Annotated in this window: 1 pseudogene; it reads left to right on the top strand. The window is 35.6% G+C overall.

Annotated features, from left to right (window positions below):
• Window positions 1-469: 469 nt before the first annotated feature.
• A pseudogene (locus CCAND38_RS10905) lies at window positions 470-1,417 on the top strand (IS4 family transposase); the annotation flags it as partial.

Raw genomic sequence — 1,417 nt, 5'->3', positions numbered from 1 at the left:
GGCAGCAGCGGCTTCGGCTCCTGCGTGTCCGCCTCCCACTACGATAACGTCATATTTTTCTTGAAACATATTTCTATTTGGCTTTAAGCAAAAACACTTTAAATAATTAGACACCTCTAAACTATTTACTAATGACTTTTGCGGTGCAAAAATAAGAATTTCATTCTATAATTTTCAGTTTTTCTTTCAAACGGATTTTTGGACTTCAGGTAGTGATAGATACGAAATGATTATTCCGAGATATTTTTGTTTATTTTTGTCTAAAAATCTAACTAAAATTATATAATATTTATTATCAGAAAGTTACTTGTTTTTCAAAGTTTATGAGGTAACGATTTAGTAACGGAGCTAATTTCATTGATTTTATTTGTTTTGCGTTGTAACTCAATGTCGCAAAGGTACGAACTATTTACAAATTGGCAAAAAAATCTTACCTTTGACCTAAGGCATTTTAAGAGCGGAAATTGCTAAACATCAGTCTGATAAAGGAAAATCTGCCTATAAAACTCGCGATCAATTGGTGGCACTAACTTTCGGACAGCTGAATAAATCCTATACGCTATCCGACATAAGTTGCGGATTATCAGTTAGTAGCACCTTCCTAAGCGATCTTCAACTCAAACAAAGTCCCGCAAAATCAACAATGAGTGATGGAAACAAAGTAAGACATTATGCAGTATTTAAAGATTTGTATTCTAGTCTTTTAAAGTATTACAAACACTCTTTAAAAGCCAAACATCAAAGTCATATCATCGATGAAATCCAAAAACACAAAATAAAAATCATTGACAGTACTACCATTAGCCTGTGTTTAAGCCTTTTCAACTGGGCAAAATATCGGACAGCTAAAGGCGGACTCAAAATTCACACCGTTTGGGACGATCAACTTGGATTGCCTGAAATGGTCAACATCACCGAAGCTAAAACACACGATAGCAAAGGATTACAACAAAATATCTATCCGAAAAACACCATCATTGTTGAGGATAGAGGCTATTTTGATTTTAGTTTGATGCTCGGCAGAATCCATTGCCAAAATACTTTTGTTACGCGAATTAAGTCCAACACGCTCTACCAAAGCCTTGAAGAACGAGACCTGCCTGATGAAAAAGACCACGACATCCTCAAAGATGAAATCATCGTTTTGACCTCAAAAAAGGCGGTAGAAAGTGGTATTGATCAAGAGAAATTGCGTTTGGTAACGGTTTATAAGCAAGATGGCAACAAAACCATAGAAATCATCACCAATAATATGGATTGGACGGCGAGAACCATTGCGGATTTGTACAAAAAACGCTGGGATATTGAGCTGTTTTTCAAGGCTATGAAGCAAAATTTACAGATAAAAACTTTTCTTGGCACGAGTGAAAATGCGGTGAAATCACAGATTTATGTAGCTTTGATTTGCTATCTTCTG

It is taken from the genome of Capnocytophaga canis (assembly GCF_000827555.1).
GTDB classification, from domain to species: domain Bacteria; phylum Bacteroidota; class Bacteroidia; order Flavobacteriales; family Flavobacteriaceae; genus Capnocytophaga; species Capnocytophaga canis.
The sequence above is the reverse complement of the archived record's forward strand: the minus strand, read 5'-3'. Positions and strand labels throughout refer to the sequence as shown.